The sequence below is a fragment of the uncultured Marinobacter sp. genome (assembly GCF_947259545.1).
Taxonomy (GTDB): domain Bacteria; phylum Pseudomonadota; class Gammaproteobacteria; order Pseudomonadales; family Oleiphilaceae; genus Marinobacter.
Genome location: NZ_CAMYMK010000002.1, coordinates 851,367 through 863,250, shown reverse-complemented (window position 1 = coordinate 863,250; position 11,884 = coordinate 851,367). Strand labels below are relative to the sequence as shown.

The 11,884-nt window shown below is 57.7% G+C and carries 15 protein-coding genes; 12 read left to right on the top strand and 3 right to left on the bottom strand.

Annotation, left to right across the window (positions count from 1 at the left end; translation table 11 throughout):
* Positions 1 to 5: 5 nt before the first annotated feature.
* Together mlaE and Q0Y21_RS04125 are read right to left on the bottom strand one after the other, a co-directional pair.
* Complete coding sequence (gene mlaE, locus Q0Y21_RS04130) at positions 6 to 788, bottom strand: lipid asymmetry maintenance ABC transporter permease subunit MlaE (RefSeq protein ID WP_297791829.1); 783 nt, start codon at positions 786 to 788, stop codon at positions 6 to 8.
* A complete protein-coding gene (locus Q0Y21_RS04125; RefSeq protein WP_297791828.1) occupies positions 785 to 1,597 on the bottom strand; it encodes an ATP-binding cassette domain-containing protein in 813 nt (270 codons plus the stop codon). Before Q0Y21_RS04125 ends, mlaE begins: the two co-directional genes overlap by 4 nt.
* A 187-nt stretch (positions 1,598 to 1,784) precedes the next feature.
* Here Q0Y21_RS04125 and Q0Y21_RS04120 point away from each other — a divergent pair, with 187 nt between their 5' ends.
* The 12 genes from Q0Y21_RS04120 to yjgA all read left to right on the top strand — a co-directional run bounded on the left by Q0Y21_RS04120 (position 1,785) and on the right by yjgA (position 11,028).
* Positions 1,785 to 2,783 (top strand): KpsF/GutQ family sugar-phosphate isomerase, encoded by a 999-nt coding sequence (locus Q0Y21_RS04120; protein ID WP_297791826.1) that lies wholly within the window; start codon positions 1,785 to 1,787, stop codon positions 2,781 to 2,783.
* Between the two features lie 10 nt (positions 2,784 to 2,793).
* Positions 2,794 to 3,351: an HAD hydrolase family protein gene (locus tag Q0Y21_RS04115; RefSeq protein ID WP_297791824.1), complete on the top strand. Its 558-nt coding sequence runs from the start codon at positions 2,794 to 2,796 to the stop codon at positions 3,349 to 3,351.
* A 14-nt stretch (positions 3,352 to 3,365) separates the two neighbouring features.
* Entirely contained in the window at positions 3,366 to 3,980 is a 615-nt protein-coding gene (lptC, locus tag Q0Y21_RS04110; protein WP_297791822.1) for an LPS export ABC transporter periplasmic protein LptC, read from the top strand.
* Positions 3,952 to 4,509 carry a lipopolysaccharide transport periplasmic protein LptA gene (lptA, locus tag Q0Y21_RS04105; protein WP_297791820.1) on the top strand — a complete coding sequence of 186 codons (558 nt, stop codon included), beginning with the start codon at positions 3,952 to 3,954 and terminating at the stop codon, positions 4,507 to 4,509. Before lptC ends, lptA begins: the two co-directional genes overlap by 29 nt.
* Positions 4,487 to 5,212, top strand: coding sequence for an LPS export ABC transporter ATP-binding protein (gene lptB, locus Q0Y21_RS04100; RefSeq protein ID WP_297791818.1), 726 nt, complete (start codon positions 4,487 to 4,489; stop codon positions 5,210 to 5,212). The genes lptA and lptB overlap by 23 nt, the downstream gene beginning before the upstream one ends.
* Positions 5,213 to 5,368: 156 nt before the next feature.
* Positions 5,369 to 6,895 (top strand): RNA polymerase factor sigma-54, encoded by a 1,527-nt coding sequence (locus tag Q0Y21_RS04095; protein ID WP_297791817.1) that lies wholly within the window; start codon positions 5,369 to 5,371, stop codon positions 6,893 to 6,895.
* 84 nt (positions 6,896 to 6,979) lie between these two features.
* The gene (hpf, locus tag Q0Y21_RS04090) at positions 6,980 to 7,288 is read left to right on the top strand and encodes a ribosome hibernation promoting factor (RefSeq protein ID WP_297791814.1); all 309 of its coding nucleotides are present in this window, start codon (positions 6,980 to 6,982) and stop codon (positions 7,286 to 7,288) included.
* 84 nt (positions 7,289 to 7,372) lie between these two features.
* Complete coding sequence (gene ptsN / locus Q0Y21_RS04085; protein ID WP_297791812.1) at positions 7,373 to 7,843, top strand: PTS IIA-like nitrogen regulatory protein PtsN; 471 nt, start codon at positions 7,373 to 7,375, stop codon at positions 7,841 to 7,843.
* A 27-nt stretch (positions 7,844 to 7,870) separates the two neighbouring features.
* Positions 7,871 to 8,758, top strand: a complete 888-nt coding sequence (gene rapZ / locus Q0Y21_RS04080; RefSeq protein WP_297791810.1) for an RNase adapter RapZ — start codon at positions 7,871 to 7,873, stop codon at positions 8,756 to 8,758.
* 7 nt (positions 8,759 to 8,765) lie between these two features.
* On the top strand, positions 8,766 to 9,035 hold the full coding sequence (locus Q0Y21_RS04075) for an HPr family phosphocarrier protein (protein ID WP_297791808.1): 270 nt from the start codon (positions 8,766 to 8,768) through the stop codon (positions 9,033 to 9,035).
* 86 nt (positions 9,036 to 9,121) lie between these two features.
* Positions 9,122 to 10,483 (top strand): magnesium transporter, encoded by a 1,362-nt coding sequence (gene mgtE, locus Q0Y21_RS04070; RefSeq protein WP_297791806.1) that lies wholly within the window; start codon positions 9,122 to 9,124, stop codon positions 10,481 to 10,483.
* Between the two features lie 20 nt (positions 10,484 to 10,503).
* On the top strand, positions 10,504 to 11,028 hold the full coding sequence (gene yjgA, locus Q0Y21_RS04065) for a ribosome biogenesis factor YjgA (protein WP_297791804.1): 525 nt from the start codon (positions 10,504 to 10,506) through the stop codon (positions 11,026 to 11,028).
* Positions 11,029 to 11,032: 4 nt separating this feature from the next.
* On the opposite strand, the gene Q0Y21_RS04060 is transcribed toward yjgA, so the two are convergent.
* Complete coding sequence (locus tag Q0Y21_RS04060) at positions 11,033 to 11,875, bottom strand: carbon-nitrogen hydrolase family protein (RefSeq protein ID WP_297791802.1); 843 nt, start codon at positions 11,873 to 11,875, stop codon at positions 11,033 to 11,035.
* Positions 11,876 to 11,884 lie beyond the last annotated feature (9 nt).

Here is an 11,884-nt window from a genome sequence, read left to right as displayed (position 1 = left end):
CCGGGTCAGAAATTCCCGAACATGACGGCAGTAAGCACAAAATCCAGGCCGAGAACGGCCAACGATGAATACACAACGGTTTTGGTGGTGGCCGAACTGATGCCGGCAGAAGTCGGCACGCAATCATAACCCTGAAACACGGCAATCCAGGTGCAGACGAACCCGAATACCACGGTTTTCACCACGCCGTTCAGCACGTCATCCACAAAGCTGACCGATGACTGCATATTACCCCAGAATGCACCCTCGAATACGCCCAGCCAATCGACGCTCACCAGCATGCCGCCCCATATACCAACCACCGAGAAGATGACGGCCAGGATTGGCATCGCGATAAAACCGGCCCATAACCTGGGAGCAATCACCCGCCTCAGAGGATCCACCCCCATCATTTCCATGCTGGACAGCTGCTCCGTCGCCTTCATCAGGCCTATCTCAGCGGTCAGGGCCGAGCCGGCCCGCCCCGCGAATAACAGCGCCGTCACGACCGGCCCCAGCTCCCGCACCAGTGTCAGAGCGATCATCTGACCGACCGCCGCTTCTGAGCCATAATCACTGAGAATGGTATAGCCCTGCAGTCCCAGCACCATGCCGATAAACAGGCCAGACACCACAACGATCGCCAGGGACAGCACCCCAACGGAATAGAGTTGGCGAACCAGTAATGGAAACCCGACCGCAGGTTTCGGAACCCCAGCCAGGGCACCCCCAAGAAAATAGCCTGCACGGCCAACCGTGGCCACGATATCAAACCCCAATCGGCCGAGCGCGGCGATCCGATCCATCATTTGAGGCCTCCGGTGAGTCCCCAGTCCGACCCTGCATCCGGAGCCGGGTAGTTAAATGGCACGGGACCATCCGGCTGCCCCTGCAGGAACTGCTGCACTCGCTCGGACGGGTGCTGCCTTAATTCATCCGGCGTCCCTTCGCCAATAATCTGGCCATCAGCAATGATGCAGGCGTAATGGCAGATACTCAGGGATTCCGGCACATCGTGGGACACCAGCACGCTGGTCAGCCCCATGGAACTGTTGAGGTCACGGATCAGTTTGACCAGCACCCCCATGGCAATCGGATCCTGTCCGGCAAAGGGCTCGTCGTACATGATCAGTTCCGGGTCCAGCGCAATGCTGCGGGCAAGTGCCACGCGACGGGTCATCCCACCGGACAGCTCAGAGGGCATCAGATCCCTCGCCCCCCGGAGCCCGACAGCCTCCAGTTTCATCAGCACGATATCGCGGATCATGTCTTCCGGCAGGGAGGTATGGACACGCAAGGGAAAAGCAACGTTCTCGAATGCGCTGAGATCGGTAAACAGGGCACCGCTCTGGAACAACATGCCCATTTTTTCCCGCAACGTATACAGAGCCTTGCGTCTAAGCTTGGGCACATTCTCGCCCGCCACCATGATGGTGCCGGAATCCGGCTTCAACTGACCGCCGATCAGCCGCAACAGGGTGGTCTTGCCGGTTCCGCTCGGCCCCATGATGGCGGTAGTCTTGCCACGGGGAATTTCGAGGGTCACACCATCAAATATACGCCGGCCCGAGCGTGAAAAGACCACATCCGTCAATGTTATGTATGCTTCCGAAGCCATAAGCCATCCCTTTCGATCAGGCGCATACATTATGCGAAGCCGGTTGGAAGCTCAATCGGTCCTTCACAAAATGTCCTGATGGCAATGATCAGTTTCCCTGAACAAGGCCCCGTAGCCTCGTGAAGTGATATACTCTCGCCAATTCATCCTGAGCCCCAATGACGACAAGGTGCGAGCCGGAAACACCATGAGCGACAGCAACAAATCCATAGCCGACATCAAGCAGACCTACCGGGACTCGGCCCTCCGGGCCATCGAAATCGAGAAAGACGCCATTGCCGCCCTCTCGGATCGCATTGACGATCACTTTGTCCGTGCCTGCGAGGTCATCATGGCGTGCAAAGGACGCGTGGTGGTCACCGGCATGGGCAAATCGGGCCATATTGGCAACAAGATTGCCGCCACCCTGGCCAGCACCGGCACTCCGTCTTTCTTCGTACATCCGGGGGAAGCGAGTCATGGCGACCTGGGCATGATTACCGGCCAGGATGTGGTGATTGCCCTTTCCAACAGCGGCAACACCAGTGAAGTGGTCACCATCTTGCCGCTGATTCGCCGTATGGGCGCGCCACTGATCAGCATGACCGGCAATTCCGACTCCACCCTGGCGAAGGAAGCTGTGGCCAACCTCGACGTCAGTGTTGCCCTGGAAGCCTGCCCTCTGGGCCTGGCACCCACCTCCAGTACTACCGCCACTCTGGTGATGGGGGATGCCCTGGCTGTCGCATTGCTGGAAGCCCGGGGCTTCAGTGCGGAAGACTTTGCATTTTCCCATCCGGGGGGCAGCCTGGGCCGGCGCCTGTTGTTGCGGGTTTCCGACATCATGCATACCGGTGACCGCATTCCCCGGGTAACTGGCGACACCACCCTTAGCGGCGCGTTGCTTGAAATGTCCCGCAAGGGGCTGGGCATGACCACCGTAGTAGACGCAGACGGCAACATGACCGGCGTATTCACTGATGGTGACCTGCGTCGCACGCTGGACAAGTCCATTGACGTCCACACCACACCAATTCATCAGGTCATGACTCACAACGGCAAGACTATTCAGGCCGACCACCTGGCAGCCGAAGCGCTGAATATCATGGAAGAAATGAAGATCAGTGCACTGCCCGTCACCGATGAAAACGGCCGCTTGGTCGGTGCCATCAACATGCACGACCTGCTTCGCGCCGGCGTAATCTGAGGAGCACGCTATGACCGACACGCTGCGCCCGCAATGGCCCGCCCGCATCCTCGGCAAAGCCGCCCGTATCCGACTGCTGGCCCTGGATGTGGACGGCATCATGACCGATGGCAAACTGTTTTTCAGCGCCGCCGGTGATGAAATGAAGGGTTTTAATATCCTGGATGGACTGGGCCTGAAGCAGGTTATGGCCGCCGGCATTACCGTTGCCGTGATTACCGGGCGTACATCGCCACTCACCCAGAAGCGTATGAGCGACCTTGGCATCCCCCATCTGATGCAGGGCCGCGAGGACAAGAAAGTGGCGCTGCAGGAACTGGTTGATTCCCTGGGCGTCAGTCCCGAAGAGATTGCCTATATGGGGGATGATCTGCCGGACCTGCCCGCGATCCGCTTCGCCGGTCTGGGCATTACCGTCCCCAACGGTTACTGGCTGGTTCGCGAACAGGCGGATGTATGCACTTCGGCTCCCGGCGGCAACGGTGCCGTTCGTGAGGCCTGCGATCTGCTGCTGACTGCCTGCGGCCAGCTTGACGCCACACTGGCCGCCTACACCCAGGCTGACTGAAGGATCCTGTCGCGATGAGAGGCAACCTGCTCCCCACCCTGCTACTGGTCGACCGGCCCTGGCTGAGAACCCTGGCGCTGGGCTGCGCCGCTGTGGCCCTGGTCATGATGTTGTGGCAGAGTGACGAACCGCAGGAACCGGTGGACGCAGCAGCGCTGAGAGGGCAATCCGAGCCTGATGGCTTTGTCGTCAATGGCCGCTACCTTTCCTACGATGAAAACGGCAAGCTCAGCGTACGCTTTGAGAGCCCGCGTATTGAACAGTTTGAAGCGCAGAACAAGGCTATTATGGAATCACCCAGGGCAGAGTTGTTCGGCGAGGGTGAAGAAGAGCCGTGGTATTTAAGCGCGGACTCCGGGACCTTTCGAGAAGGAAAAGGCCTGCTTCATCTGGAAGGCAACGTTCAGGTAATTCGCAGGTCCGGCGACCGCCAGGGCACACTGACAACGTCCAGACTGACACTGGATAATAGCAAAAACACCGTCTACACCGACGCTCCGGTGGAGCTGACCGATTCGTTCAGCGTGACCCGTGCAACCGGGATGAAGGCCTGGATTGATGACCGCATTCTCGAACTCAACTCACAGGTGGAAGGACGCTATGAGCCTGGCCAACAAGCCAATCCGTAACCTTGCCGCAGCGCTGGCAGCATGCCTGTTCGCAGGCTCCGCTGTTGCTTTCAGCCTCGATTCGGACGTCCCGATCTCGGTCAAGGCCAACAGCGCACGACTGGATGACAGCAAAGGCGTTGCCACCTACACCGGCAATGTTCATCTCACCCAGGGTGCGACCGAGCTAACCGCTGACAAGGTGACCCTCTACCGCGATGCAGAAGGTCTGCGGCGTATTGAGGCCACGGGCAAGCCCGCCCATTATCGGCAACCCGCTCGCGATGGACAGGGGGAAACCGATGCCCGCGCCCTCAACATCATCTACTCGGCCCCGGAAAGCCGGCTGACCTTTAAACGGAAAGCCGTCATCGAGCAGAACGGCAACCTGTTCCGCGGCGACATCATTCATTATGATAGCGTCGACCGTGTGGTCACAGCAGAAGGGGCGGCCAACGACGACAACGGCAATGGCCGCGTTGAAATGATTATCCAGCCACGCAGTAGCCAAAACAGACAGGATTCGGATGGCAGTTCTCAGGGCCAGTAATCTGGCAAAAAGCTACAAGCACAAGAAAGTGGTCCTTGATGTCTCCCTGGAGATTCGCAGTGGCGAAATCGTCGGCCTGTTGGGCCCCAATGGCGCGGGCAAAACCACCTGTTTCTATATGATCGTGGGCCTGGTACCTGCTGATCACGGCCGTATCACCATCGACAGCAAGGACATTACGCCCCTGCCTATGCATGGCCGGGCCCGCAAGGGGATCGGCTACCTGCCCCAGGAAGCGTCAGTGTTCCGCAAGCTGACGGTGCGGGACAACATCATGTCGATCCTGGAGACTCGCAAGGAACTCAAGCGGGCGGACCGCGAGGCCAAACTGGAAGAGTTACTGGCAGAGTTCCACATTACACACATCCGCGACAGCATGGGGATGGCCCTCTCCGGTGGTGAACGACGCCGGGTGGAAATTGCCCGGGCGCTGGCCATGGAACCGGCATTCATCCTGCTGGATGAGCCCTTTGCCGGCGTGGACCCCATTTCGGTCAGTGACATCAAGCATATAATCCGGCACCTGCGGGACAAGGGTATCGGGGTATTGATCACCGACCACAACGTGCGTGAAACCCTGGATATTTGCGAAAATGCCTATATCGTTTCAGGTGGCCACATCATCGCTTCCGGCAATTCGGAGGAAATCCTGGCCAACCAGAAGGTGAAAGAGGTCTACCTTGGCAATGAGTTCCGCCTTTGACCGGTGTCATATTCCGCGACGGCTTTCACCATGGCCCAATTGTCATGGTGATGACAAGCAAGTACACTCGGCAAAGAACTTGCTTGGTCTGGCAAGTAGCCAACATACAACGAATTTTTATGCAATCACTCGTTACTGAGTGACGGATCCTGAACCATGGTTATGAAAGCGTCATTACAGTTAAAGCTGGGTCAAAGCCTGACCATGACGCCTCAGTTGCAGCAGGCGATCAAACTGCTGCAACTTTCCACGCTGGACCTTCAGCAGGAAATCCAGCAGGCACTGGACTCCAACCCCATGCTGGAAACGTCAGAAGACGACGACGTCCCGGATGCCAATGCGGCCGAGCAGGACAGCGAGGAGCCTCAGAAGACAGAAGAAACGGCCTCGGCGACTGAGTCCTCCTCCGACTGGGATGAATCCGAAAACGGCCCCGACTGGGCGTCCGAAAACGACATTCCCGATAACATTCCCGATGACCTGCCGGTAGACACCGCCTGGGATGACATTTACCAGTCAGCGCCTGCGGCCGCACCACGCAACGACGACGAGAACGACAGCGACTTCGAAACCCGTAACTCGCCGACCGAAACCCTGCAGGATCATCTCGAATGGCAGCTGAACCTGACGCCCCTGAGCGAACGGGATCAGGCGATTGCCCACGCCCTGATGGATGCAGTGGATGAGCGCGGTTACCTGACGTCGTCCATAGAGGAGATACACTCCGGACTGCTGGACGAAACCGAAGACGACCCGCTGGAACTGGATGAAGTGGAAGCCGTGCTGCATCGCCTGCAGCACTTTGATCCGCCCGGCGTCTTTGCCTGCGACCTGCAGGAATGCCTGCTGATCCAGTTGAACCAGCTGCCGCCGGACACTCCTTGGCTGGCCCAGGCACGACTGGTCATCACCCATTACATCAACCTGCTGGGCAACCGGGATTACGCACAGTTGCTGCGCCGCAGCCGCCTGAAGGAAGACCAGCTGCGGGAAGTGCTGGCCCTGATCACCAGTCTCAACCCGCGCCCGGGCGATTCGGTGGATCAGGCGGAACCGGACTACGTCATTCCCGACGTCATGGTCCGCAAACACAACGGTCGCTGGCGGGTTGAGCTCAATCCTGACATCGCGCCGCGGATCCGCGTCAATGCCAGCTACGCTTCCCTGATCAAGCGCGCGGACAGCAGCGCCGACAACACCTACCTGCGGGACCAGCTTCAGGAGGCCAAGTGGTTCATCAAGAGCCTGCAAAGCCGTAACGAAACACTGCTCAAGGTGGCGACTCGTATTGTCGAGCATCAGCAGGGCTTCCTGGATCACGGCGAAGAAGCTATGAAACCGCTGATCCTCTCGGACATCGCCCAGGCCGTGGAAATGCACGAGTCCACCATTTCCCGGGTGACCACCCAGAAATACATGCACACACCTCGTGGCATTTTCGAATTAAAGTACTTTTTTTCAAGCCATGTCAGTACCGATGAAGGCGGAGAGTGTTCCTCCACCGCGATCCGTGCCATGATCAAGAAACTGATCGCAGCAGAAACTCCGAAAAAGCCATTGAGCGATAGCAAAATTGCAGCCATGCTAGGAGAACAGGGTATCAAGGTAGCCAGGCGGACCGTAGCCAAATATCGAGAGGCTATGCACATCCCGCCATCCAATGAACGGAAACGGCTTGTTTAACCCGACTGGATCCGCCGGCAGGAATAATGCCGGCACACCGCTGGCCCTCAACCGGGACCGGCATGATGACGACAGGAGACGCCTATGCAACTCAATATTTCAGGCCATCACGTAGAACTGACTCCCTCTCTGAAAGATTACGTATCAGGCAAGTTTGAAAAGCTCGAGCGCCATTTTGACCACATCAGCAACTGCCAGGTGACGCTTCAGGTGGAAAAGGTGAGGCAAATGGCTGAGGCGACACTCCACGTGATTGGTGGTGAGATTCACGCAAAGGCTGAGAACGACGACATGTACGCAGCGATTGACTCGCTGATTGACAAGCTGGATCGTCAGATTCTCAAACACAAGGAAAAGAACATCGATCGTATGCATGGTAATGGTGCCCGTTAAGATACCGTTATCCAGGCATTCAACCTAATCGAGCTGCGGCATGTACGTGCCGCAGCCTTTTTTTTACGGAATTGCAGTCGATTCATGAGCGACACATCCCTGACTATCGAAAATATTCTTGCCCCAGAGCTGACCCTTTGCCGGGTTCGCGCGTCCAGCAAGAAACGGGTTCTGGAGTTTATTGCCGAGGAGGTGAATCAGCAGGATTCCTCCCTTAGTGAAACCCAGATCTTCAACAACCTGATTTCTCGGGAGCGGCTCGGCAGCACTGGCATCGGCCAGGGCATTGCCATTCCTCACTGCCGTCTTGACGGGCTTGATCGGGTGGTTGGTGTGCTGCTGACCCTGGAAGAAGGGGTTGGCTTTGATGCCATTGATAATCAGCCAGTGGACCTGGTGTTTGCTCTGATTGTCCCCAAAGAGGCCACCAGCGAACACCTGGAACTGTTGAGTCAGTTGGCTGAGAAGTTCAACGATCGTGGATTTTGCGATCAGCTGCGGCAGTGTACCGATGCCCAGACTCTCTACAGCCGCATGTTGGATGGTAACAGCTGATCATTTCAGAGCGGAGGCAAAGAGGCAATGAAACTGATTATTGTCAGTGGCAGGTCAGGCTCGGGGAAAAGTACGGCGCTTCACGTGCTGGAAGATCTTGGCTTTTATTGCATTGATAACCTTCCGATCGGCCTGCTGTTCCCGCTGACGACGGAAGCTGCCAATCACAGTGACTCCCCCGGCCGCCTGAGAAAAATGGCGGTCAGCATTGATGCCCGCAACCTGGCCGGTGAGCTGACCAACTTCGAAACCATCTATCGGCAGCTTCGGGGTACCGGCGTGACCGTCGAGATCATCTACCTTGACGCAAACGAAAAATCCCTGCTCCAGCGTTTCCACGCAACACGGCGCAAGCACCCCCTGAGCGATGACAAAACCTCCCTGCGGGAAGCCATCGGCGACGAAAAGCGCTTGCTGGAGCCGCTGTCAAAGCTGGCCGACCTCTACATCGATACCACCGGCATGTCCATGTACGAGCTTCGGGACATGATCAAACAGCGCATCGTTGGACGCAAGGATCAGGAACTGGCTCTGCTGTTCCAGTCGTTCGGATTCAAACACGGTGTGCCGCTGGACTCCGACTACGTATTCGATGTGCGCTGCCTTCCCAATCCTTACTGGGATACCAGCCTTCGCCAGTATGTCGGTACTGACCAACCAGTCATCGAGTTTCTGGAGAAGGAGCCTTTGAGCCGCAGGATGGTCGACGACCTGATCGCATTTCTGGACAGCTGGCTGCCTTCATTCGCCGACAGCAATCGAAGCTACATGACTATCTCCATTGGCTGTACCGGCGGTCAGCACCGCTCTGTCTATGTCTGCGAGCAGCTTGGCCACTACTTCCGCCAGAAGTACAACAACGTCCAGGTCCGCCACACGGAATTGCCACACCTGCAAAGCCGGGATCAGGCGTGAGAAGACGATGATTCGACGCGACATTACCATTATCAACAAGCTGGGATTGCACGCGCGTGCCACCGCCAAACTGGTTGCAACCGCTTCCGCTTATGAAAGCTCGATAAAAATCAGCGGCAAGGGCCGCGAAGTTGACGCTAAAAACATCATGCAGGTCATGATGCTGGCAGCGAGCCAGGGAACAGACGTAGAGCTGATTGCGGAGGGCCCGGATGAGGAACAGGCTATTAACGCATTGGTCGAGCTGATCAATGATTATTTTGGCGAAGGCGAGTAAATTCCGCGGCAATCACCTACAACTCTTCCTCACCTGTACCGCCTAAGTCCGCTATAATACGGGGGTTTTCTGACTGTGGGTGAACCATGACCGATATTCTGGAAAAAAGCCAAGCTCGCCAGCGCCTTCGCTCCCTCAGCGAAGCGCTCGATAGTGGTGCGCTGAAACAGGTTGCACGCATCCTGAATGGCGGCCTGAGCCCCAGTGATATTGCCCACCTGCTGGAATCGTCCCCGCCCCGCCAGCGGGCCCTGCTGTGGAACCTGGTCGATAAGCAACTGGAAGGTGAAGTCCTCCAGTACCTCGGCGATGACATCCGGGGCTATTTTCTCAGCCAGTTGAATGCCCAGGAACTGGCCGACATCCTGGAAGATTTCGAGTCGGATGACTTGGCCGACCTGCTGCAGCAGCTGCCTGATACGGTTATCCAGGAAGTTCTGGATACCATGGACGAGCAGGATCGTCAGCGCGTAGAGGAAGTCCTGTCCTACCCGGAGGATACTGCCGGCGGGTTGATGAACACGGACACCATCACGGTGCGCCCGGATATCAGCATTGACGTGGTTCTTCGTTATCTGCGCCGGCACCGTAACCTGCCCCCGATGACCGACAGTCTGATCGTGGTGAGCCGGCGGGATGAGTTTATCGGTATGCTGCCGATTACCAAGATGCTGGTATCCAACCCGGCGGCGACCGTGCGGGAAGTGATGGACACCGACATTGAACCGATTCCGGTGCTGTTGTCGGACACCAAGGTCGCCACCCTGTTCGAGCGCTACGACCTCATCTCGGCGCCGGTGGTCAATGAAGATGGCCGCCTGCTCGGACGGATCACCATCGATGACGTGGTTGACGTTATCCGCGAAGATGCGGACCACTCCCTGATGAGCATGGCGGGTCTGGACGAAGACGAGGACACCTTCGCGCCCATCATGAAAACCACCCGGCGCCGCGCGGTCTGGCTGGGCATCAATCTGATCACCGCGTTCATTGCATCCGCCGTGATCGGCATTTTTGAGGACACCATCGCCAAAGTGGTTGCTCTGGCGGTGCTGATGCCTATCGTCGCCAGCATGGGTGGTATCGCAGGCAGTCAGACTCTGACGCTGGTGATCCGTGGCATGGCGGTGGGCCAGATCAGCGGCGTTAATGTCCGCTGGTTGCTGAACCGGGAGTTTGTGGTGGGCATGCTTAACGGGATGTTGTGGGCCGTCGTAGTGGCGACCGCCGCCACTCTCTGGTTCAAGGACATCCTGATTGGCGCTATTATTGCCGCGGCACTGATCATCAACCTGGTAGCCGCGGCCCTGGTTGGCACAGTTCTCCCGCTGTTTCTCAAATCCCGTAATATTGATCCGGCACTGGCAGGCAGCGTCATTCTGACAACCGTGACGGATGTGGTGGGATTCATGGCCTTTCTCGGGCTCGCCACCATATTCTATGCGTAACCCTACAAGCAGACAGCACTATGACAGATCATTACGACGACAACGACGCACCGGAATACCTGGGCCCCAGCAAATCCCAGCTCAAGCGGGAAATGCACGCGCTTCAGGATCTCGGCAAGCGCATGCTGGACCTGAGCAATGACCAGCTGGACACCCTGACCATCAGTGACACTCTGAGGGCAGCAATCGAGGAGTCCCGCCGTATTCGCCAGAATGAGGCCAAACGCCGGCACCTGCAGTTCATTGGCAAGGTTATCCGCCAGGAAGACGATCCCGATGCCCTTAAGCGGGCAATTGATGCGTTCGACGCCGGTAGCGAGGAACACACCCGGCGCCATCACCTGGCGGAGCGCTGGCGCGACCGCATGATCAACGAAGGCGATTCAGCGGTGGGAGAGTTTGTGAGTTATTGCCCTGGTGCCGATATTCAGCACCTGCGCAACCTCGCACGCAACGCCCGCAAGGACGTGGAAAAGCAGAAGAACACCGGGCAGGCGAGAAAACTGTTCCGGTACCTGCGCGAAGCGATTGATGAAGTGGAGTAGTTTTTTATAAGCGCCGGTGTTCCCAGACTGGCATGCGAGTGCGGATGTTGGTCAATAAATCCGGGTCCAGGGTTGCGGTAACCACACCGGGCCCCTCTTCTGTTATCTCCGAAACCACCTTGCCCCAGGGGTCGCAAATCAAACTGTGGCCGTAAGTAAGGCGACGCTGGCTGTTCTGACCACCCTGCCCCGGTGCTACGACCCAAACCTGATTTTCAATGGCCCTGGCCCGGATCAACGCGTGCCAGTGCGCATCGCCCGTCTGCCAGGTAAATGCACTGGGCAGGCAGACCCAGTCCGCGCCTTTTTCGCGCAGTGCCCTGAACAGCTCCGGAAAACGCAGGTCATAACAGATCGCCATTCCCAACCGGCCGACCGGCGTTTCCAGGGTGACGACCGACTCTCCGGGCTCAAAGGTATCGGATTCCCGGTACTGACCGTGGGCGTCTTCCACCGTGGCATCGAACAGGTGGATCTTGTCATATCGACCAACTTCATTGCCCTTATCGTCATACACCAGAGCGGTTGCCCGAACACGCCCCTCAATATCAGTACCATCCGGGCGTTTGGACACGGGCAGCGAGCCGCCGACAATCCAGATCCCAAGCCGGCGTGCCTGATCGGCGAGGAATTGGCGGATGACAGGCGTGTCCGACGCCTCCTGCTGACCACAGGCCACCATCTGGGACGTGGCCAGCACCGCAAAGTTTTCAGGCAGCACCGCTACGCGGGCGCCTGCACGGGCGGATTCGACCAACAACCGCTCAGCTTCGCGCAGGTTCGCATCGATATCATGAGTGCTGACCATCTGGATGGCAGCAACGATGGGGGACGAAACGTTGGTCATGGTCGGTCT